The sequence below is a fragment of the Streptomyces sp. NPDC001492 genome (assembly GCF_053597275.1).
This window is the reverse complement of sequence record NZ_JBSFHW010000006.1, coordinates 93,567-114,744: the sequence shown is the minus strand read 5'-3', so window position 1 is coordinate 114,744 and position 21,178 is coordinate 93,567. Positions and strand designations below refer to the sequence as shown.

The following is a 21,178-nucleotide window of genomic DNA, read 5'->3' as shown; positions in this document are numbered from 1 at the left end:
TCGGTCAGGCCTCCGTTCCGGTGCTCTCAGCCGGAGCGGCGGCGGCGGGGGCCTCGGCCTTGGGGGCCTCGGCGCCGGCAGCCTGCTGCGGCTTACGACCGCGTCCGCCGCGCTCGCCACCACGGCCACCACGGGCCGGGCGGTCGGCGCCACCACGGGCCGGGCGGTTACCCGCACGGGCCGCAGCGTTCTCGGCGCGGACCTCGGCGATGTTCTTGACGTCGCCCTTGTAGATCCAGACCTTCACACCGATGCGGCCGAAGGTCGTCTTGGCCTCGAAGAAGCCGTAGTCCACGTTCGCGCGGAGCGTGTGCAGGGGCACACGGCCCTCGCGGTAGAACTCCGAGCGGGACATCTCGGCGCCGCCGAGGCGGCCACCGCACTGGATCTTGATGCCCTTGGCGCCGGCCTTCATCGCCGACTGCATGCTCTTGCGCATGGCACGGCGGAAGGAGACGCGGGAGGAGAGCTGCTCGGCAACGGCCTGAGCAACCAGCTGAGCGTCCGTCTCGGGGTTCTTGACCTCGAGGATGTTCAGCTGGACCTGCTTGCCCGTGAGCTTCTCGAGGTCACCGCGGATGCGGTCGGCCTCGGCGCCACGGCGGCCGATGACGATGCCCGGACGAGCGGTGTGGATGTCCACCCGCACGCGGTCACGGGTGCGCTCGATCTCCACCTTCGAGATACCGGCGCGCTCCATGCCGGACGTCATCATCCGACGGATGGCGACGTCTTCCTTGACGTAGTCCTTGTACAGCTTGTCGGCGTACCACCGGGACTTGAAGTCCGTGGTGACACCGAGCCGGAACCCATGCGGGTTAACCTTCTGGCCCATTACCGGGTTCCTTCCTTGCTGCTGACGACCACGGTGATGTGGCTGGTCCGCTTGCGGATCCGGTAGGCACGGCCCTGGGCACGCGGACGGAACCGCTTCAGGGTCGGGCCCTCGTCGACGTACGCCTCGGAGATGAAGAGGCTGTCGGCGTCGGTGTGGTCGTAGTTGTGCGCGGCGTTGGCGATGGCGCTGTCAAGCACCTTGCCGACGGGCACGGAGGCTGCCTGCGGAGCGAATCGCAGAACAGCCTGAGCCTCCGTGGCATCCATGCCACGGATAAGGTCCACCACGCGGCGGGCCTTCATGGGCGTAACGCGGATGTACCGCGCCTGGGCCCTGGCTTCCATGGTTGTCCCTCTCAGTTACTTACGTGTCTGAATGCGATCCGCTACTAGCGGCGCTTCGACTTCCGGTCGTCCTTGACGTGGCCCCGGAAGGTGCGCGTCGGCGAGAACTCGCCGAGCTTGTGGCCGACCATCGACTCGGTGACGAACACCGGGATGTGGGTCTTGCCGTTGTGCACCGCGATCGTGTGGCCGAGCATGGCCGGGACGATCATCGAGCGACGGGACCAGGTCTTGATGACGTTCTTGGTGCCGGCTTCGTTCTGAGCATCCACCTTCTTGGCGAGGTGCTCGTCGACGAAGGGCCCCTTCTTGAGACTGCGCGGCATCTAAACCCGCTCCTAGCGCTTCTTGTTCGTCTTGCGGCGGCGGACGATGTACTTGTTCGACGCCTTCTTGGGCGAACGAGTACGACCCTCCTTCTGACCCCAGGGGCTGACCGGGTGGCGACCACCGGAGGTCTTGCCCTCACCACCACCGTGGGGGTGGTCAACCGGGTTCATCGCCACACCGCGAACGGTCGGGCGGACGCCCAGCCAGCGCTTGCGGCCGGCCTTGCCCCAGTTGATGTTGCTCTGCTCGGCGTTGCCGACCTCGCCGACCGTGGCGCGGCAGCGCTGGTCGACCAGGCGGATCTCACCGGACGGCATGCGGAGGTGGGCCATCGTGCCCTCCTTCGCGAGCAGCTGCACGGAGGCACCGGCGGAGCGGGCGAACTTGGCGCCGCCACCGGGACGGAGCTCGATCGCGTGGATCGTGGTACCGACCGGGATGTTGCGGAGCGCCAGGTTGTTGCCCGGCTTGATGTCGGCCCCGGGACCGTTCTCGACGCGGTCACCCTGCTGCAGGTTGCGCGGGGCGAGGATGTAGCGCTTCTCGCCGTCCGCGTAGTGCAGCAGCGCGATGCGCGCGGTGCGGTTGGGGTCGTACTCGATGTGCGCGACCTTCGCCGGCACGCCGTCCTTGTCGTGACGACGGAAGTCGATCACGCGGTAGGCGCGCTTGTGTCCGCCACCCTGGTGGCGAACGGTCACACGACCGGCGTTGTTACGGCCGCCCTTGCTGTGCAGCGGGCGGACCAGCGACTTCTCCGGCGTGGACCGCGTGACCTCGACGAAGTCGGCGACGCTGGAGCCACGACGGCCCGGCGTAGTCGGCTTGTACTTGCGGATTCCCATTTCTCAGTCCTCGTCCGATATCGGACGATCCGACCCGCTTACGCGGTCGGACCGCCGAAGATGTCGATACGGTCGCCCTCGGCGAGGGTCACGATCGCGCGCTTGGTCGCCGCGCGCTGGCCGAAGCCGGTGCGGGTCCGCTTGCGCTTGCCGATGCGGTTGATCGTGTTGACCCCGGTGACCTTGACCGAGAAGACCGCCTGGACGGCCTGCTTGATCTGGGTCTTGTTGGCACTCGGGTCGACGATGAACGTGTACTTGTTCTCGTCGAGAAGGGCGTAGCTCTTCTCGGAGACGACCGGCTTCAGCAGGACGTCACGGGGGTCCGTGTACGACTTGCTCAGCGGGGTCTCGACGGTGTTCTTGCCCTCGGCGGCGTGGCGACGCGCCTTGGCGACGCGCGCGGCCTTGGCGGCCTTCGCAGCCTTGGAGGCAATGCTCGGGTGACGCGTAGCCATCAGGCCTCGCTCCCTTCGGTGTCGTTGGCCTTCGGGCCGGCGACGAAGGACTCGAGAGCGGCCTGGGTGAAGACCACGTCGTCCGAGACGATCACGTCGTACGTGTTCAGCTGGCCCGGCTCCAGGATGTGGACCTGGGGCAGGTTGCGGGCGGACAGCCACGCGGCCTCGTCGGCGCGGTCGACGACCAGGAGCAGGTTCTTGCGCTCCGAGATCTTGCCGAACAGCGTCTTGGCGGCCTTCGTGGAGGGGGTCTCGCCCTCGATCACGCCGGTGACGACGTGGATGCGGTTGTGGCGGGCCCGGTCGGTGAGGGCGTGACGCAGCGCGGCAGCCTTCATCTTCTTCGGGGTCCGCTGCGAGTAGTCACGCGGCACGGGACCGTGCACGACGCCACCACCGGCGAACTGCGGCGCGCGGGTCGAGCCCTGACGGGCGCGGCCGGTGCCCTTCTGGCGGTACGGCTTCTTGCCGCCACCACGGACCTCGCCACGGGTCTTCGTCTTGTGCGTGCCCTGGCGGGCAGCCGCGTTCTGCGCGACGACGACCTGGTGGATCAGCGGGATGCTGACCTTCTCCACGCCGAAGATCTCCGCAGGGAGCTCGACGGAACCGGTCTTCTCGCCGGCAGGCGAAAGGATGTCAACAGTGCTCATCGGTACCTCAGGCCCCCTTGGCCGCGGTGCGGACCAGGACGAGGCCGCCGTTCGGACCGGGAACCGCGCCCTTGATGAGCAGCAGACCCTTCTCCGCGTCAACGGCGTGGACGGTCAGGTTCTGGGTGGTGACACGCTCGTTGCCCATGCGACCCGCCATGCGGAGGCCCTTGAACACACGGCCCGGGGTGGCGCAGCCACCGATGGAACCGGGAGAGCGGTGCTTGCGCTGGGTGCCGTGTCCGGCGCCGAGGCCCTTGAAGTTGTGACGCTTCATGACACCGGCGAAGCCCTTGCCCTTGCTCTTGCCGGTCACGTCGACCTTGATGCCGGCCTCGAACACCTCGGCGGTGATCTCCTGGCCGAGGGTGTACTCGCTGGCGTCAGCGGTACGGATCTCGACGAGGTGGCGGCGGGGAGTGACGTCGGCCTTGGCGAAGTGGCCCTTGAGGGGCTTGTTCACCTTGCGCGGGTCGATCTCGCCGAAGGCGATCTGGACGGACTCGTAGCCGTCGCTGTCGTTCGTACGCACCTGGGTGACGACGTTCGGGCCGGCCTTGACGACGGTGACCGGAACAACACGGTTGTTCTCGTCCCACACCTGCGTCATGCCGAGCTTCTCGCCCAGGATGCCCTTGATCTGCTTAGCCATTCTCAGATCACCGACCCTCAGAGCTTGATCTCGATGTCGACACCGGCCGGGAGGTCGAGTCGCATCAGAGAGTCAACGGTCTTGGGCGTCGGGTCGAGGATGTCGATCAGGCGCTTGTGCGTGCGCATCTCGAAGTGCTCGCGCGAGTCCTTGTACTTGTGCGGCGACTTGATGACGCAGTACACGTTCTTCTCAGTGGGCAGCGGCACCGGGCCCGCGACCGACGCACCAGTACGCGTCACCGTCTCGACGATCTTCTTCGCCGAGGAGTCGATGACCTCGTGGTCGTAGGCCTTGAGCCGGATGCGGATCTTCTGTCCCGCCATGGCTACTCAGTAGTCCTTTGTCTCTTCACGCTCTGGAACCCGGCCCTCCGTACGCTCCTTCGCCGACCCACGCGGTCGGGCGTGTCGCGCTTCCGCTGACACAGATGTCCCTTGTTCGGACATCCCTTGCCTGGGAAAGAGGTTCACCCGGGTGCCTGGCCAGTGCCGCACTGCACTTCCCGGAAGATTCCCGTACGTCCGCCCCAGTGCTGCCTTACGGCAGTTAGGGCGACGAGTACTGTGGGACTCGCTTCCGGTCCCCCCGGCGGGAGGCGCGCAGCATCAACACTCGACCGAGCAACTCCGACAGTCTGCCATACAGGGCACAGGCCTGGCCAATCGAGCCGGAGACCTTACCCCGAGAGTGACGCAGGTCAAACACGAGTGCCTCCGTACGAGCCTCTGTGGACCTGTTCCGCCCCGGGCTACGCGGTGCCCAGGCCCGCTGTCGGCCCCCGACCGGCCCATCTGCTCCGTCCGCGGTCAGCGGGAGGTGTCGGGCCCGGGGGCGTAGCGGACCCGCTTGATCTCGTGCACCGCACCCAGCGTGGCCCACTCGTCCTTGCCGAGCCGCGCCAGCGGCCGCAGCCGGGCGCTGTCCGGATGCCCGTCGACGAGCGCCTCCCGGTGGACGGCGGCGTGCAGCACTCGTCCGAAGACGAGAGTGGAGTCACCGATCCGCAGAGTGCTGTGCAGCGCGCACTCCAGCACGGCCGGTGCCCCCGCGACCCGGGGCGGCCGGACCGACAGGCTCGGCTCCCGTCGGATGCCGAGGGCCTCGAACTCGCTGATCGCGCGTGGGAAGTCCGTGGCCGTGGCGTTGATCGTCTCGAAGTCCTTCTCGCAGGCCAGGTTGATGACGAACTCGCCGGTCTCCTCGACGTTGCGCAACGTGTCCTTGAGCCCCACCGAGGTGAACTGCACGACGGGCGGCTCCACGGAGGCGACGGTGAAGAACGAGTGCGGCGCCAGATTGTCGACCCCGTCACGTCCGATCGTCGACACCCACGCGATCGGCCGCGGCACGACCAGGGCGGTGAGGAGGCCGTAGAACTCCCGGGCGGTCATCCGCTCCGGGACGAACGACTCGCGCGGCCCGCCGTCGCTCACGGCTCGACTCGGCATGGAGGTCTCCACGGTCAGGGCCGGCTGGCGGGGTTGCGGTAGAGGGCGGCGCGCTCCGGGCGGCGCCGGCCGGCCTGCGGGTGCCGGTCGCCGCGCGCGCGTCGGGGCCGGGCCGTCCGGTGGGCCGCGGCCGTGCGGGCCAGGAGCACGGCGGTGAGTGCGGCGAGCTCGTCGTCAGTGAGCTCGCCCTTGACGATCTGGACCATCGGCGTGGTGGCGGGAGTCATCGCTGCCTTCCTCGGTACCGAGAGGTTATTGGGGCGGGTTGCCGTGTTTGCGGGCGGGGAGGTCGGCGTGCTTGGTGCTGAGCATCCGCAGGGACCGGATGAGGATCTCGCGGGTGGCGACGGGGTCGATGACGTCGTCGACCAGGCCGCGTTCGGCCGCGTAGTAGGGATGCATCAGCTCGTCCTTGTAGTGCTGCACCATCTCGACGCGCTTGGCCTCGGGGTCGTCGGCGGCGGCGATGTCACGACGGAAGATCACGTTGGCAGCACCCTCCGCGCCCATCACCGCGATCTCGTTGGTCGGCCATGCGAAGGCCAGGTCCGCGCCCACCGAGCGGGAGTCCATCACTATGTAGGCGCCGCCGTAGGCCTTGCGCAGGACCAGCGAGATCCGCGGGACGGTGGCGTTGCAGTAGGCGTACAGCAGCTTCGCGCCGTGGCGGATGATGCCGCCGTGCTCCTGGTCCACGCCCGGCAGGAAGCCCGGCACGTCCAGGAGCGTCACGAGCGGGATGTTGAACGCGTCGCACAGCTGCACGAACCGCGCGGCCTTCTCCGAGGCGTGGATGTCGAGCACCCCGGCCAGGGACTGCGGCTGGTTGGCGACGATGCCCACGACCTGCCCGTCCATCCGGGTCAGCGCGCAGATCACGTTGGTGGCCCAGCGCTCGTGGATCTCCATGAACTGGCCGTCGTCGGCCAGCTCCTCGATCACCTTGCGCATGTCGTACGGGCGGTTGCCGTCGGCCGGTACCAGGTCGAGCAGCGCGTCGCAGCGGCGGTCGGCCGGGTCCCCGGACAACTCCTGCGGCGGGGTCTCCCGGTTGTTCTGCGGCAGCATCGACAGCAGGAACCGGACCTCTTCGAGGCACGAGCGCTCGTCGTCATAGGCGAAGTGCGCCACGCCCGAGACCTCGGCGTGCACGTCCGCGCCGCCGAGCCCGTTCTGCGAGATCTGCTCACCGGTGACGGCCTTGACGACGTCCGGGCCGGTGATGAACATCTGCGAGGTCTCGCGGACCATGAACACGAAGTCGGTGAGGGCGGGACTGTAGGCCGCACCGCCCGCGCACGGGCCCAGCATCACCGAGATCTGCGGGATGACCCCGGACGCCCTGGTGTTGCGCTGGAAGATGCCGCCGTAGCCGGCCAGCGCCGTGACACCCTCCTGGATCCGGGCGCCGGCGCCGTCGTTCAACGACACCAAGGGTGCGCCCGCGGCCAAGGCCATGTCCATGATCTTGTGGATCTTCGTGGCGTGGGCCTCGCCCAGCGCGCCGCCGAAGATGCGGAAGTCGTGGGCGTAGACGAAGACCGTACGGCCCTCCACCGTGCCCCAGCCGGTGATGACACCGTCCGTGTACGGCTTCCTGGCCTCCAGGCCGAACCCGGTCGCCCGGTGCCGGCGCAGGGGCTCGACCTCCTGGAAGGAGTCCTCGTCCAGCAGCAGTCCGATGCGCTCGCGTGCGGTCAGTTTTCCTTTCGCGTGCTGCGCCAGGGTCGCCGCCTCACTCGGCCCGGCCAGCACCTTTCTGCGCAGTTCACCGAGTTCTGCCGCTCTCGCTCCGGTTCCGCGAACGGCGATCGGTCCGTCGAGCAGGGAAGTCATGGCACTCCGTATCTACGGGGAACGGGGGGGAAGAGCAGCGGCCGGCCGGGCCCTGCTGGAGACGGGGGCTCCCAGGGCCCGGCCGGCGCTCACGGGTCGTGCCGCGGGGGATTTCGACACGACCGGGTCTGTGCTCCTGCGCCGCTCAGGCGGACTTCCGCCCGCCCGGGAATCCGCCGAGCTCGTCGCCTGCGCTGATGGAGAGGTTCTCGGCCATCAGCACGTCACGCTGGAGGTGCCACAGCCGCGGCGACGGCTCGACACCGAGTTCCCGCCGCAACGACGTCCGCACTCGGCTGTACGCGGCGAGCGCCTGGTCCCGTCGGCCGGAGCGGTGCAGGGCGAGGATGTACTGGGCGTGGAGATGTTCGTGCAGCGGATGCTGAGCGGTGAGTGCGCTCAGTTCGCTCACGACGCTGCGATGCCGTCCCAGTCGCAGCTCCGCCTCGACGCGTCCCTCGATCGCACCGATGCGCAGTTCTTCGAGGCGGGCTGCTTCGATGGCGAGGAGCGGGCCGGGTGACACGTCGGTTAACGGGCCGCCGCGCCAGAGACTCTCCGCCATGCGATACGCGTCGACCGCGCTCTGGAAGTCCCGGGCGGCGGCGAGCCGGTGACCGGTCTGCACATGCTCCCCGAAGGTGTCGGCGTCCAGTCCGCCGTCGGCGAGCCTGATCTGGTAACCCCCGTCATGGGTGACAAGGACCTGCTTTCCGTCCACGCCGGCGCCACTGATGCGCTTGCGCAGGGCGAGCACATAGGTCTGAAGTGCTGTCACCGCGCTTTTGGGCGGGATCTCCTCCCAGATCTCCTCGATGAGCTGGTCGTTGGAGACCATCCCCCCGGACAGTGCGAGCAGAGCCAGAATTCTGCGCTGTTTGAGAGCGGTCGGTTCGACGGACCTCTCGCCTATTCGTGCGCTCAGCGTGCCAAGTATGTTGACGTGCAACATCCTTCTCCCCCGGTCCGGTGCGAACGATCAAATCGCTATTGTCATGCTCCTGATTTTCTTCTGCATGGCGGTTTTGCCGGTTGCATGCCGAAGGAACAGCACCGACGGCACGCAACCGATCGGTCGGCTAGGCCGACTGCTTGTTCCGTCCGATGAAGGCGAGGGACAGCAGCAGACCGAGCAGGAGGGCCGCTGTGGCGATGATCAGCGCGGTGCGGCTGCCGTCCGTGGAGTCGGCGGCCGCGTGCAGTACCGAGCCGAGTACCGAGACCCCGATGACGGCACCGGTCTGGCGCGCGGAGTTCAGCACGCCGGACGCGATGCCGACCTGCTCCTTCGGTGTGGCCGAGACAGTCGCCGTCACCAGGGAGGGAATCGCGAAGGACACACCGAAACCGAAGGCCAGCAGGCCGATCCCGATCAGCAGGGTGTGCGCGGTTCCCGTCCCCGTGACACCGCCGATGAGGACGGCCGCACCGGCCGTCAGGAGCCCGAAGCCCAGAACGGAGGGCTTGCGCGGTCCGGATCGCGCGACCAGGCGGCCCGTGTAGATGGGGTTGAAGGCCGTCGGCAGGGTGAGCGGCAGGAAGGCGCAGCCGGCCAGCAGGGCGGAGAGGTCACGCGCCTGCTGGAAGTACAGGGACATGACGAACAGCAGACCGGAGAGGCCGAAGTTGACGAGCAGCCCGTTGAGCACGCTGGCCGAGAAGGTGGCGTTGCGGAAGAGCATCAGCGGGAGCATCGGGCCACTCGGCCCGGCGGGCCGACGTTCCACGACCAGGAAGACGACCCCGGCCACCACGGCCAGGGCGAGCGCCCCCAGCACGGGCTTCGAGCCCCAGCCGAGGTTCTCGCTCTGGATCACGGCGAAGGTGAGCCCGGCAAGCGCGAGCACCGCGCTGATCTGACCGGGCAGGTCCACCCCACGGCTGGTGTTCCGCTTGGTCTCGGGCGCGTGAGCGCGGGCGACGAGCACGCTGACCAACGCCACGGGCACGTTGATGGCGAAGATGCTGCGCCAGCCGAGGGCGTCGGTGAGGACGCCGCCGAGGACCGGGCCGGCGGCCAGCGCGGCACCGGTGATGGCCGCCCAGGAGCCGAGTGCGCGGGCGCGTTGAGCCGGGTCGGTGAAGGTGGTGGCGATGACGGCCATGGAGGAGGGCAGCAGCGCGGCTCCCGCGACGCCGAGCAGGGCGCGCATGGTGATCAACACGCCGAGATTGGGCGAGAAGACCGTGATCAGCGACGCGAGCAGGAAGGCCCAGGTGCCGACGATGAAGACCCGGCGCCCGCCGAAACGGTCGGACAGCGCCCCCATCGTGAGCAGCAGGGCGGCGAAGGTCAGGGTGTATCCGTTGACCACCCACTGGAGCCCGGACAGTCCGCCGCCGATGTCGCTGCGGATGGCGGGCAGGGCGACGTTCACCACACTGGTGTCGAGGAGAACCATGAAGTAGCCGAGCGAGAGGCCGATGAGCAGCAGCCGTCGGCGTCCGGGATCCTCGGCGAGCGCCTCGCTGGAGACACCGGAGGCCTGCGTAGTTGGCGCAGACATGACACACCTTTCATGGAATGGCAACGGCCGGGGGGAAGAGTGGTGGCCGTCGAAGAAGTCGGAACAACAGCTTGACAAGAGCGGAAGTCGATCGGAAACGGGAGCTTCCGATGGCATCATCGGGAGAGCCGATGCCAACGCCGGGGGGACAGCATCATGCAGTTACGGCAGTTGAGTACGTTCCGCACGGTGGCCGACGCGTTGAACGTGACGCGCGCCGCCGAACGCTTGAATTACGCCCAGTCGAGCGTGACCGAACAGATCAAGGCATTGGAACAGGATCTGGGTGTGCACCTCTTCGAGAGGTCCAACCGCGGTCTGCGACTCACCCCGGCCGGCCGCCGTCTGGTCGACTACGCCGAGAGAATGCTCGCCCTCGCCGAGGAGGCCAGGGCGGCCGTCACCGAAGTCGGCAGTCCCGGAGGGGAGTTGCTGATCGGGGCGCCGGAGACCCTCTGTGTGTACCGGCTCCCCGCCCTGCTCACCCGCTTCCGTGAGGACTGCCCGAAGGTGCATGTGGTGCTGCGCCCCGGGAACCGGGAGGAGTGCCGCAGCGGAGTGCGTGAGGGAACACTGGACCTCTGTTTCACTTTCGGCGCGCCCCCGGACCACCCGGATCTGGAGAGCATGCCGCTCGTGCCGGAACCGGTCGTCGTGGTAGCCCCCAAGGGCCACCCGCTGACCGAACGGGAGTCGGTGACCACCTCCGATCTCGCCGGCGTCGACTTCCTGGTGACGGAGGCCGGTTGCAGCTACCGGCTGATGTTCGAGGAGGCACTCGGATCCGCGCCGGGGCCCCGCCCTCGCGTCGCTGCCGAACTCACCAGCATCGGCGCCCTGCGGACCTGCGTCGCGGCCGGCATGGGCTGTGCGTTGCTGCCCCAGATCGCCGTGGCCGCGGACCTGGCCCGGGGGACCCTCGGCCTGGTCCCGTGGCAGGGGCTCCAGTACGAGGCCCCGATCCACGCGACCTGGCGGCGCGACGGGCAACGGGCCCCGGCGCTGCTGCCCTTCCTCGACACCACCGGCACCTTGCTGGGCCGGCCCACCACCTCCCGCCGGGACCACGGGTGAGGCACGGGCCGCACCCCATGGGTCACTTCTCGACCAGAAGCAGGCGGTCCTCGTCCAGGGTGACCAGGCGTCCCCGGTAGCCCGCGGTCAGGGCCGCGAACCAGACGGCCGGCCTGGCACCCACCTGCGCCCGTCGGATCTCCAGTGGTCCGTCCGCGGTCACCTCGACGTAGTCACCGGCCCGGCGGACGGTCATGTTCTGGCTCCGGGCAGCCTCCACGAAGGCACCGAACTCGGGGATGTCGAGCACGTACAGGGTCGTCATCGGTTCTGCTCCTCGGTGTGGGCTCGGGACAGTTCTCCCTTGCGGCGCCACATCTCCTCCACGGTCGGCTTGCCGCTGCGGGTGACGTCGGACAGGGCGCGCAGGGTGAGTTCGGCGTCCCGGGCGTCGATGGGCGCGAACGGGCGCAGTGGGCGGGTGATCTCCAACTGGATCCCGTTGGGGTCGTCGAAGTAGAGGGACTCCAGCAGCTCGTGGGCCAGGGGCGGCGTGACCCGCACACCGTGCGCCTTGAGCCGGGCCCGCCAGTCGAGCAGTTCCTGCTCGGTGTCGACGTGCAGCGCCAGGTGCCGGGACCGGTGCATCAGGTCGCCGGGCTGCTCCTCCTCGGGAAGCCCGAAGTAGTAGAAGAAGGCCAGGTGGTCGCCGTTGCCGAGGGCGAAGAAGAAGTGGACGAAGTCCGGGAAGGTCTCGCTCACCCAGCCGGTGGCGGTGATCGCGTGCACCAGGGGGAGGCCCAGCACGTCACGGTAGAACCGTACGGTCTCCTCGGGCTTCCAGGTCACCCAGGCGAGATGGTCCACGCCCTTCAGGCGGAGCGCTGCCTGCTCCGGCGACAGCACGACCTCGGGCACTTGGTCGGTCATGGATCGACTCCTTGATCGATGAGCGGCTGGCTCGGTCCGTCAGGCGATACGGCCGAGCGTGGGCGCCGCGGTGGGCTGTGCGACGGCGAAAAGATCCAGCAGTTGCTTGCGGTCGACCTTGCCCACCGCCGTCAGCGGCAGAGTGGGCGCGAGTCGCAGTTCGTCCGGGTGCTTGAAGGACGCGACACCGCATTCCTCGAAGTACGCCCGGATGTGCCCCAGCGTCGGGTGCGAGCCGGGCGCGGGAACCACGCACACCCCGACGCACTCCCCGAGGACGGGGTGGGGCAGGGCGACGGCGGCCGCGTCCGTGACCCCCGGCACCCGGCGGACCAGACCCTCCACCTCGTCGATCGCGATCTTCTCGCCGCCGCGGTTGACCTGATCCTTGATCCGCCCCTCGACCACCAGGTTGCCGCTCGGGTGGCGGCGCACCAGGTCACCGGAGCGGTACCAGCCGTCCGGCGTGTAGGCGCGGGCGTTGTGCTCCGGTGCGCGGAAGTAGCCCCGCGGTGTGTAGGGGCCTCGCGTCAGCAGCTCCCCGGTCTCGCCCTCCTCGACCGGCCGGCCGTCCGGGTCGACGATCAGGAGTTCGTCCGCTTCGGAGATCGGCCGGCCCTGGGTGGTTCTGGCCACGAACGGCGGGTCGGTCAACCGGGTGTAGTTGAGCAGGCCCTCCGCCATCCCGAACACCTGCTGAAGGGTGCAGCCCAGAGCGGGGGCGAGGCCCTGCGCCAGATCGGCCGGCAACACCGACCCTCCGACCTGGAGCACGCGCAGGCTCTCCAGATCCGGGCCGGCGGCATCGGCGGCCTCCAGCCAGGTCCTGGCGACGGCCGGGACCACCGAGGCGACCGTGACCCGTTCGCGGGCCAGTTCCGGGAAGGCGATCTCGGCACGCGGCGACGGGCACATCACGACCCGGCCGCCGACGGACAGGGCGCCGAGCACTCCCGGACAGCCCAGCGCGAAGTTGTGGGCCACCGGTAGCACCGCGAGGTAGACGGTCTCCGGGGAGAAGCCGCAGACCTCGGCACTGCGCCGGACGTTGTACTCGTAGTCGTTGTGGGTCCGCGCGATGATCTTCGGCAGGCCGGTCGTCCCGCCGGAGAGCAGGAAGAACGCGACTTCCTCCGGCTCCGGAGCCAACGCGTCGAGCCGGGCACGGCGTTCGGCGGCGCCGGACTGCGGGCTGAGCATCGCCGACAGATCCAGATGCCCGGGATCCGGGGCGCCACCGAGCACCAGGACCGGGCAGTTCCCCGGGCGTTTTGAGGCGATCCGCGCGGCCAGCGACTCGTGATCGAAGCCACGCAGCGTGTCCGGTACGACGATCGCCGCGACGTCCGCGAGGTCCGCGAGGTAGGCCAGCTCGTGCTCCCGGTGCGCCGGCAGCGCCAGCAGCGGCGCCACCCCGATCCGCTGGCAGGCCAGGAACAGGCCGAGGAACTCCCAGCAGTTGGGCAGCTGCACCAGCAGGTTGTCGCCGTTCCCGAGCCCGAGCCCGAGCAGGCGCTCCGCCAACGCGTCCGTCCGCTCGGCGAGTTCGCGATAGCTGAGCCGGACCGCGCCGTCCACCACGGCGGTGCGGTGCCCGTAGCGGTCCGCCCAGTCCCACACCCAGCCGCCCAGCGGTCGCCGTCGCCACAGTCCCGCGGCGACGTACCGGTCGGCGGCCTCACGGGGCCAACTGACCACGCCGGTACGCATCATCTTCTCCCCTCCCTGGTGGGTGCCGCCCGGCCGGCAGCTCGTGCGAGCCGGGCGGCACCACGGGTCCCGTATCCGGGCGGGCCGGTCGTCCGGCCCGCCGTTGCCGTCACACGTGCTCGCAGCGGGTCAGCCGACGAGCGGCTCGACCAGCTCCGGCTCCTCTCCACGCGTCTCCTCGGAGCCCGCGGTCCCCAGCAGCTCGAACAGGAACTCGCCGATGGCTGCCACCGTGGGGCGGTCCCAGAGCAGCGTGCTCGGCAGTGAGAGCCGGAAGATCTTCTCCAGCCGGCGCCGGATGACCACGGTCATCACCGAGTCCAGGCCCATCTCCATGAGCGGACGGCGGACGTCGAAGGTGTCCGGGTCGAACTTCAGCTCTCCGGCCACCGGGGAGCGGACCTCGTCCACCAGGTAGCCGCGCAGCTCCTCGGGGGCCAGCGCCGCCCACTCGGTTTCCGCCTGGCCGGGCGTGTCGGCGTCGGGGACGGCCAGCTCGGCCAGCAGCCGAGGGCGCTCCGCTCCGGGTTCCGGCGGCAGAATCCGCATGGCCGCCGCGTAGGACAGGTCGTACCGGGAGGTGAACTCCCAGCTGCGGAAGGCCTCGGCGGCTGAGATGTCCCCGGTGCCACGGGCGGCCAGCTCGATGTCGATCAGTTCGGAGGAGGTCGACATCCCCAGCCCGCGCCAGGAGGTCCAGGCAACGCTCAGTGTGCGGTCACCGAGGGCCGCGCGATGCCAGGCCAGTGCGTCCAGGAAGGCGTTGGCCGAGCCGTAACTGGCCTGGCCGGGCAGGCCGAGAAGCTGGCCGCAGGAGGAGAAGAGGACCATGAAGTCGAGAACGCCGGCGGGGAAGAGCTCGTGCAGGGCCAGGGCGCCCGCGGCCTTGGGCCGCAGCACGGCGGCCAACGACGCCTCGTCGACGTCGACGGCCATCCGGTTGTCGAGCACACCGGCCGCGTGCACGACACCGCGGATCGGGGGCAGCCCCAGCGCCTCCGGGTCCAGCGCCGCCGCGAGGGCCTCGCGGTCTGCGACGTCGACGGCGACGGTGCGCACCGTGACGCCCAGGCCCTCCAGCATCTGCACCGCGTCGATCCGCTGACGTGTCGCGGGATCCACGACCGAGTGCCACTGCGAACGCGGCGGCAGAGCCGTCCGGCCCGCCAGCACGAGACGCCGGGCCCCTCGGCCCGCCAGCCAGGTCGCCACCTCCAGACCCAGCACACCGAGACCACCGGTGACCAGGTACGTGCCGTCGGCACGGCACTCCAGGGCGGCCCGCTCCGGCTCACGTTCGACCGCCACCAGCCTCGGCACCTCGCACAGGGCCCCGCGGACAGAGACGACCTCCTCACCCGGCCGTCGTCCGGCGTCCGCGCGGACCAGGTCGACCAGGGCTGCCAGCTCCTCGTCGGCCGGACGGGCGGAGAGGTCGGCCACCCCCGCGAACAGATCCGGGTGCTCACTGGCCAGCACCCTGCCGAGACCCCACAGCACCGAGTCGCCCAGCGCCTCCTGCCGCAGGCTCTCCCGGACGCCACGCGTCACCGCACGGACGACCGGACGCTCGCCGGGCCGCTGCCGGGCCAGCTGCTGAACCGTTCGGGTCAGCAGCCAGGAGGCGGCGACGCCGTCCGGGGCGGGCCCTTGCTCTCGGCCGGGAACCACAAGGACCACGGTCTCGGGGCCGACTGCCCCGAGCTGCTCGGGGCCGGCGGCCGTGCGCCACGGGACGCCCGCCCGCGAGAAGCCCTCGCCGATCGACCGCGCGGCCTCCGGGTCGCCCAGCAGCACCACTTCGGCCAGCGGCCCGGGCTCCGCGGACCGGCCCTGCGGCTGCCAGGACAGCTCGCTCACCAGGCGGCGCGGGCTCGCGGTCGCGCCGGGGTCGCCGTCGAGGACGCCGTAGCGCAGTCCGCCGAACCGGGCGACGACCTCGCCGTGGGAATCGGCGATCAGCACGTCGACGGTGTCCACCGCCGCCGGACCGTCGACGCAGCGCACGTGCAGGACGACCTCCGCGGGGCAGTCCCCGAGCACGGCGACCTCATGCATGTGGGCAGGCATCCGCAGGACAGGGCTGCCGGGAAAGGCCACCGAGGCGATGGACAGGGCGGCATCCAGGACGCTCGCCCAGGAGGACGGCGCGGAGCCGTCCGGCGTGGCACTGACGACGGCGGCCAACTCGCCCTCGCCCCGCCGCATTTCGCGCACCCGCCAGGGGAAGCCCATGGCGGCCACCCCGATGCCGGCGAGCCGGTCGATCACGTACTCCTCGGGCAGCACCTCCGGGCAGCGCGAGCGGATCTCGGCCGGCTCCAGCCGCCGTGTCCCCACCTCGGTGGCCGGTGAGACCACCGCGGTCGTGTGGGTGAGCCAGGCGCCGTCCGAGTCGGCCTCCTCGGCGCCGACGATGCGCGAGGCGATGCGCAGGGCGCCCTCCTGGAGCACCACCTGCACCTCCCGCGGGGTGCTGACGGCCACCGGAACCCGCAGGTTGACCTCGGTGAGACCGGGGAATCCGCCCCCGTCCGCGGCGGCGGTGAAGAACGTGTTCAGCAGGACCGTCGCCGGGATGATCTCGACGCCCTGGACCGGGTGGTCGCCCGGGTAGGGGCGGCAGCTCTCGTCCAGGTAGGTCTGCCAGAGCCGCGACGGGGTGGTGCCGTTCACGGTGACCCCGCGGCCGAGCAGGGTGTGGCTGAGCGGGTCGTGCTGGCCGCCGCCGAGCTGAGCGGCCGGCGCCGAGCCGTACCAGAACGGCCGGTGCTGCCAGGCACGGACCGGCAGGTCGGCCAGTGCGCCGCGGACGGTCGCGGACCAGTCGACCGGGACGCCGTGGCTGAACAGGGCGGCGGCGTTGGCCAGCAGGGTGTCGAGTTCCGGCTTGTTCCGGCGCAGCGTGTGCGCGACGACGACGTCGTCGATGCCCCTCTCGCCCAGGGTCTCCACGATCGAGTGCGCGACCACGGGGTGGGCGGAGACCTCCAGGAAGGCGCGGTGGCCGTCTTCGGCGGCCGCCTGGACGGCGCCGCCGAAACGGACCGGGTTGCGCAGGTTGGCGGCCCAGTAGTCGCCGTCGCGCGGGGCGCTGCTGCGCGGGTCGTCGAGGGCGGTGCTGTAGACGGGGATCACGGGCTCGTTCAGCCGCAGGTCGGCGGCGGCGCGCCGCAGGTCGTCGAGGAGCGGGTCCATGTGGTCGCTGTGGAACGCGACGTCGGAGGCGACCCGGCGGACGGTCAGGCCCTGCGCCTCCCAACCGGTGGCGACCGCGGCAACGGTGTCGACGCCGCCGGCAGCCACGGTGGAGCCGGGCGAGGCGGCGATGGCGGCGCTGATGTCCGCCCGGTCGGCCAGGCGCTCGGCGACCTCGTCGAAGGGCAGGTTCACCATGACCATCGCGCCCTTGCCCGCGACCCGGCGCAGCAGGGCGGAGCGCCGGCAGATCAGCCGGGAGCCGTCGAGCAGGCTCAGGACACCGGCCTCGACCGCGGCGGCGATCTCGCCGACCGAGTGGCCGATCACGGCGGACGGCCGCAGGCCGCGCGCATGCCATACGGCGGAAAGCGCCACCTGCATCGCGAAGATCATCGGCTGGATCCGGTCCACCTCGACGAGATCGCCGTCGATCAGCACCTGGCGGGGTGAGAACCCGATCTCCGCCAGGAAGACCGGCTCGATCTCGTCGAGCACGGCGGCGAACACCGGCTCACGGTCCAGGAGTTCGCGGCCCATGCCGATCCACTGGGCGCCGTGGCCGGAGAAGACCCAGACCGCGTCGTCGGCCGCGGGCAGGACGGCACCGGTCTCCACCCCGTCCTCGGGGCGCTGTTCGGCCAGGGCCGTGAGCCGTCGCACGGCCTGCTCCTGGTCGGCCACCACGACGGCGGCCCGGGACGGGAGGTGGTCGCGATGCACCGACAGCGTGGCCACGACGTCGGTCAGCGGCGTCCCGGCACCGGGTCCGGCCAGCCAGCCGGCCAGACGCCCGGCCTGGGCGCGCACGCCCGCCTCGGTGGCCGCGGACAGCGGGAGGAGCAGCGTGCCCGAGGTCTCGCCGCCTGCCTGCTGACGGGGGGCCGGGGCGGGAGCCTCCTCCAGGACGAGGTGGCTGATGGTTCCGCCGTAGCCGTAGCCGGAGACACCGGCTCGCCGGGGGTGGTCGGTGACCGGCCAGGAGGTGGGTTCGGTGACCACCTTCAGCCCCGCCTCGTCCCATGGGATGGCCGGGTTGGGGGTGGTGAAGTAGTCAGCCTGCGGCGGGATCTCCCCGTGGTGCAGCGCGAGTACCGCCTTGATCAGCCCGGCCACGCCCGCACCGGCCTCCAGATGCCCGATGTTGGGCTTCACGGAACCCACCAGGCAGGGCCGGTCGGCCGGACGCGGGCCGAAGACCTGGGCCATGGCACCGACCTCGATCGGGTCACCGGCCCGGGTGCCGGTCCCGTGCGCCTCGACGTAGTCGACGGTGGCGGGGTCGATGCCGCAGGACCGGTATGCCTGGCGCAGCAGGTGCGCCTGTGCCTCCTCGCTGGGCGCCATGATGCCGTTGGTACGGCCGTCCTGGTTGACCGCGCTGCCGCGGATGACCGCGAGGACCCGGTCGCCGTCGCGCTGCGCGTCGGAAAGGCGCTTGAGTACGACGACGCCGGCGCCCTCACCGCGGCCGTAACCGTCCGCGGAAGCGTCGAAGGACTTGCTGCGCCCGTCCGGCGAGACCGCCCCGGCCGCGTCCAGGACCATGGTCAGCCCGGGGCCGGCCATGATGTTCACGCCGCCCGCCAGCGCCACCGGGCATTCGCCGGAGCGCAGCGCCTGGCACGCGAGGTGGAGGGCGACCAGCGAGGCGGAGCAGGCGGTGTCCACGGCCAGGCTCGATCCGCGCAGGTCGAGTGTGTAGGAGACGCGGTTGGCCACCGCGCAGAAGGCCGCGCCGATCCCCGTCCATGCCTCGATCCGCGGCAGGTCCTCCAGCATCCGGCGCCCGTAGTCGTCGGAACCGACGCCGATGAAGACGCCGGCGTCACCGCCGGCCAGCGAGCGGGGCCGTATCCCGGCGTGCTCGAGCGCCTCCCAGGCGACCTCGAGCACGATGCGCTGCTGGGGATCCATCAGTTCCGCCTCACGGGGCAGGATGCCGAAGAAGTCGGCGTCGAAACCCGCGATGTCGTCCAGGAAGCCGCCGCCGCGGGTGACCTCGCGCAGAGCAGCGGCGTTCTGGGGGCCGGCCTCCTCGTACGACTCCCAGCGCTCCTGCGGGACTTCCCCGATGCCGTCACGGCGCTCCATCAGGAGTCGCCAGTAGTCCTCGGGTGATGCCACGCCGCCGGCGAACCGACAGCCCATGCCGATGACGGCGACGGGCTCCGGGGCTCTGCGGACGAAGGACGTCGACTCGGCCTCTTGCGAGGGGCGCTCCGCCTCGTCGGACTGGTAGGAAGCAGTCATCTCAGCAATCTCCACTCGATTGGGCATGGCGACGGTGATGAGCGGTGGGGGGTGAGGAAAGACCGGTTGCGTCAGCGGGCCGGGAGCGTCAGCGGGAAGGACGCGACGGCGTCCACGCGCCCCGCGACCAGCGCTGTGTGCAGACGGGCGGGCCAGTTGTCGGCTGTGTGCCCCGGGGCGTCGAGGGCCCAGCCTCCGACGGCGTCGACGATCAGGGGGAGTCCGGACTCGGTGCGAAGCCGGTCGGCCAGCTCCATCACCGCCGTCCAGAGGTCCTCTCCGGCCCCGGTGGCCGGCCTCGTCGAGGGGCCCGGAGCCGGCAGGCGCAGGTGGATGCCGACCGCACCCGCCGCCGCGGCTTCCGCCGCGCAGGCCGACAACCGGTCGGCGTGCTCTCGGGTCGGACGGCCGTCGGCGCACGTGAGGCCGACGAGAAGCTGTCGGCCCGCCTCGGGCGGGGGCAGCGCGGCGACCGCGCGGGCGAAGGTGCCCGATGTCGGTGGGTCGAGGAGCAGGACCAGGACCGGCATCTCCAGGAGCCGCTCCGGCGGCTGCGCCCGGACCCCTTCGGCGTCCACCACCGCCCCGATCCACGTGCGGGCGAGCCCCGCTTCGTGCACAGCCCTGCGCCATTCCTCCCCGGCGCCCGGCTCGACCCCGGGGCCGTGCCGTCGGGCGGCACCGCTCCAGTCGGCGAGGACGAGGCTGTCGCCTGTCAGCGCCTGAGCCACACAGATGTCCGGCTGTCCGGGCGACGGAGGAACCACGCTGAGCATCCGATTGCGGAGAACCGTTTCACCGAGCCGTAGGGGGAACGCCAGTGCGTGGGGTGTGCCGACTTCGGCCGCCGACGTGCCGGCCTCCGACACCGTTGTGCCGGACGCGGCTGCCGCGACACCGGCCGACCTGGCCTCGACGACGAAGGCCGACTCCGCCTGCGCGATGCGCTCCGGGTGGCGGCGCCGCAGTCCCGCCAGGCTGATCGCCGGTGTGCGGGTCAGGAAGTGGAATCCGAACCTCTCGGGATCCCGGTCGACCCGCTGCGCGAAGGTCTCCCACCACCGCATGCTGGGAGCCGCCAGGTTCTGGGTGCGGGCCACCTCCGGTCGACGGGCCTCCTCGTACGACTTGAAGGCCGGGGCCAGATCGGCGGGCGTGACGGTTCGCGGACCGCCCGCACGGCCGGAGCCGCTGGGGCTCCACTCGCCCAGAGCATCGGCCAGACCGATGGCATCCTCCATCGCGAGCTTCGTTCCCGAGCCGACGGAGAAGTGGGCGGTGTGCGCCGCGTCGCCCAGGAGCACCAGGTTGTCGTGCCACCAGACCCGGTTGTGGATCACCCGGAAATTGGCCCAGCGACTGTTGTTCACCAGCAGCGGGTGGCCCTTGAGATGGTCGGCGAACACCTCCTCCATCAATTGCTGGGAATACTCGTCACTCCCACCCGTGGAATTCGCCCGATCCGTCGAGACATCCATTCCAGCGGCACGCCACGCCTGTTCGTCGGTTTCCACGATGAAGGTGCTGAGACCGTCGGCGAAAGGATAGGTATGTGCGGCGAAGACTCCGAATGCGGTCGTGACGAACGGGAAAGTGACACGCGCCATCGGCGCGGTGGTGCCGTACCAGACGAACTTGGCAGTGCCCTCCTCCACCTTTGTTCCGAATGCTTCCTCGCGGGCGCTCCTGGTGGCTGAACCGACCCCGTCGGCGGCCACGACGAGCTGATGCTCGGAACCCAGGTCCGCCGCGTCCGCCTCGGTGCTGTGGTCGATCCGCGCACCACTGGCCAGCGCCTGCTCCTCAAGGATGTCCAGCAGGTTACGCCGGGCGATCGCGGTGAAGCCGTACCCGCCGTACCGCAGCTCCCGCCCGCCGACGCGCACCTCCATGTCGCGCCAGGAACGGCTGGCCGCGACGATGCGATCGTGCGTCGCAGGGTCGGCCGCACGCAGAGCCGACATAGTGCGGTCAGAAAAGACGATCCCGAATCCGAACGTCGCCCCCCTGGGATTACGCTCGCGCACGTGAACCCGGGCCGCTATTCCCCGCATCAGCAGGAGACGAGCCAGAAAAAGCCCGCCGGGCCCACCGCCGATCACACCGACATCAAGCATTATCCCCCACCCCAGGACACTCGACGAACAGTCACTCGA

At 70.3% G+C, this 21,178-nt stretch carries 19 protein-coding genes; 1 reads left to right on the top strand and 18 read right to left on the bottom strand.

The genetic code is table 11. From position 1 onward, the window contains the following. Window positions 1-4 precede the first annotated feature (4 nt). The 13 genes from rpsC to ACWC1K_RS09950 all read right to left on the bottom strand — a co-directional run bounded on the left by rpsC (window position 5) and on the right by ACWC1K_RS09950 (window position 9,917). Complete coding sequence (gene rpsC, locus ACWC1K_RS10010; RefSeq protein ID WP_030317320.1) at window positions 5-835, bottom strand: 30S ribosomal protein S3; 831 nt, start codon at window positions 833-835, stop codon at window positions 5-7. Beyond that, the gene (rplV, locus tag ACWC1K_RS10005) at window positions 835-1,182 is read right to left on the bottom strand and encodes a 50S ribosomal protein L22 (RefSeq protein ID WP_003974262.1); all 348 of its coding nucleotides are present in this window, start codon (window positions 1,180-1,182) and stop codon (window positions 835-837) included. The genes rpsC and rplV overlap by 1 nt, the downstream gene beginning before the upstream one ends. A 44-nt stretch (window positions 1,183-1,226) precedes the next feature. After that, complete coding sequence (gene rpsS, locus ACWC1K_RS10000) at window positions 1,227-1,508, bottom strand: 30S ribosomal protein S19 (RefSeq protein WP_351462482.1); 282 nt, start codon at window positions 1,506-1,508, stop codon at window positions 1,227-1,229. A 12-nt stretch (window positions 1,509-1,520) separates the two neighbouring features. Then, window positions 1,521-2,357: a 50S ribosomal protein L2 gene (gene rplB / locus ACWC1K_RS09995; protein WP_007384068.1), complete on the bottom strand. Its 837-nt coding sequence runs from the start codon at window positions 2,355-2,357 to the stop codon at window positions 1,521-1,523. A 38-nt stretch (window positions 2,358-2,395) separates the two neighbouring features. Next, window positions 2,396-2,815 (bottom strand): 50S ribosomal protein L23, encoded by a 420-nt coding sequence (rplW, locus tag ACWC1K_RS09990; RefSeq protein ID WP_099930777.1) that lies wholly within the window; start codon window positions 2,813-2,815, stop codon window positions 2,396-2,398. Further along, a complete protein-coding gene (gene rplD, locus ACWC1K_RS09985) occupies window positions 2,815-3,471 on the bottom strand; it encodes a 50S ribosomal protein L4 (RefSeq protein WP_099930776.1) in 657 nt (218 codons plus the stop codon). The genes rplW and rplD overlap by 1 nt, the downstream gene beginning before the upstream one ends. A 7-nt stretch (window positions 3,472-3,478) precedes the next feature. Continuing rightward, complete coding sequence (gene rplC, locus ACWC1K_RS09980) at window positions 3,479-4,123, bottom strand: 50S ribosomal protein L3 (RefSeq protein WP_053753931.1); 645 nt, start codon at window positions 4,121-4,123, stop codon at window positions 3,479-3,481. A 17-nt stretch (window positions 4,124-4,140) separates the two neighbouring features. Then, on the bottom strand, window positions 4,141-4,449 hold the full coding sequence (gene rpsJ, locus ACWC1K_RS09975; protein ID WP_003948644.1) for a 30S ribosomal protein S10: 309 nt from the start codon (window positions 4,447-4,449) through the stop codon (window positions 4,141-4,143). Between the two features lie 483 nt (window positions 4,450-4,932). Continuing rightward, complete coding sequence (locus tag ACWC1K_RS09970; RefSeq protein ID WP_450829999.1) at window positions 4,933-5,574, bottom strand: flavin reductase family protein; 642 nt, start codon at window positions 5,572-5,574, stop codon at window positions 4,933-4,935. Window positions 5,575-5,588: 14 nt separating this feature from the next. Continuing rightward, window positions 5,589-5,801 carry an acyl-CoA carboxylase epsilon subunit gene (locus ACWC1K_RS09965; protein WP_450829997.1) on the bottom strand — a complete coding sequence of 71 codons (213 nt, stop codon included), beginning with the start codon at window positions 5,799-5,801 and terminating at the stop codon, window positions 5,589-5,591. Between the two features lie 25 nt (window positions 5,802-5,826). Then, entirely contained in the window at window positions 5,827-7,410 is a 1,584-nt protein-coding gene (locus tag ACWC1K_RS09960) for an acyl-CoA carboxylase subunit beta (RefSeq protein ID WP_450829995.1), read from the bottom strand. Window positions 7,411-7,555: 145 nt separating this feature from the next. After that, a complete protein-coding gene (locus ACWC1K_RS09955; protein WP_450829993.1) occupies window positions 7,556-8,362 on the bottom strand; it encodes an AfsR/SARP family transcriptional regulator in 807 nt (268 codons plus the stop codon). 127 nt (window positions 8,363-8,489) lie between these two features. Continuing rightward, the gene (locus ACWC1K_RS09950; RefSeq protein ID WP_450829992.1) at window positions 8,490-9,917 is read right to left on the bottom strand and encodes an MFS transporter; all 1,428 of its coding nucleotides are present in this window, start codon (window positions 9,915-9,917) and stop codon (window positions 8,490-8,492) included. Window positions 9,918-10,073: 156 nt separating this feature from the next. Between ACWC1K_RS09950 and ACWC1K_RS09945 the strand changes: the two genes are divergently transcribed. Continuing rightward, window positions 10,074-10,991 (top strand): LysR family transcriptional regulator, encoded by a 918-nt coding sequence (locus tag ACWC1K_RS09945; protein WP_450829990.1) that lies wholly within the window; start codon window positions 10,074-10,076, stop codon window positions 10,989-10,991. A 22-nt stretch (window positions 10,992-11,013) separates the two neighbouring features. Here ACWC1K_RS09945 and ACWC1K_RS09940 read toward each other — a convergent pair whose 3' ends face one another. The 5 genes from ACWC1K_RS09940 to ACWC1K_RS09920 all read right to left on the bottom strand — a co-directional run bounded on the left by ACWC1K_RS09940 (window position 11,014) and on the right by ACWC1K_RS09920 (window position 21,139). Continuing rightward, window positions 11,014-11,256: a hypothetical protein gene (locus ACWC1K_RS09940; RefSeq protein ID WP_450829988.1), complete on the bottom strand. Its 243-nt coding sequence runs from the start codon at window positions 11,254-11,256 to the stop codon at window positions 11,014-11,016. Next, entirely contained in the window at window positions 11,253-11,861 is a 609-nt protein-coding gene (locus ACWC1K_RS09935; RefSeq protein ID WP_450829986.1) for a VOC family protein, read from the bottom strand. The genes ACWC1K_RS09940 and ACWC1K_RS09935 overlap by 4 nt, the downstream gene beginning before the upstream one ends. 39 nt (window positions 11,862-11,900) lie before the next feature. Continuing rightward, on the bottom strand, window positions 11,901-13,574 hold the full coding sequence (locus ACWC1K_RS09930; protein ID WP_450829985.1) for a (2,3-dihydroxybenzoyl)adenylate synthase: 1,674 nt from the start codon (window positions 13,572-13,574) through the stop codon (window positions 11,901-11,903). Window positions 13,575-13,700: 126 nt separating this feature from the next. Beyond that, window positions 13,701-19,022, bottom strand: coding sequence for a type I polyketide synthase (locus ACWC1K_RS09925; RefSeq protein WP_450829983.1), 5,322 nt, complete (start codon window positions 19,020-19,022; stop codon window positions 13,701-13,703). Window positions 19,023-19,093: 71 nt separating this feature from the next. Continuing rightward, window positions 19,094-21,139, bottom strand: coding sequence for an FAD-dependent monooxygenase (locus ACWC1K_RS09920; protein ID WP_450829981.1), 2,046 nt, complete (start codon window positions 21,137-21,139; stop codon window positions 19,094-19,096). Between the last annotated feature and the right edge of the window lie 39 nt (window positions 21,140-21,178).